A 304-nucleotide genomic window follows, 5' to 3' on the forward strand; every position below is an offset into this window, starting at 1 on the left:
ACCTGAACAAATTGAGGTTGTACCTGATATCGTAGCTGTTGGTAAGCCAACAACAACTACTGTAGCACTTGCTGTTAAACTTGCCGTTGCTGGAGGTGTTACAGTAGTAGCACTAATTAATGTATATGTTGTATCTGCTGTCAACGCAACTGTTGTAAAAGTAGCATTTCCTGAGGCATCTAAAGTAACGGTGAAATTACTAACGCCATCTGTAAATAATACTTCCGCACCTGGTGTACCTGTAAAAGTCAACGTTCCTGTTTGTCCTGAACAAATTGTATTGGCTGAAATGGTTGACGTTGGA

At 40.5% G+C, this 304-nt stretch carries 1 protein-coding gene; it reads right to left on the reverse strand.

The annotated features are described in order from the left end of the window. The coding region (locus tag M9Q43_RS14165; protein ID WP_262319510.1) for a hypothetical protein at positions 1-304 on the reverse strand (304 nt) is incomplete at both ends.

Origin of the sequence: Flavobacterium odoriferum, assembly GCF_025499515.1 — a bacterium.
GTDB lineage: Bacteria > Bacteroidota > Bacteroidia > Flavobacteriales > Flavobacteriaceae > Flavobacterium > Flavobacterium odoriferum.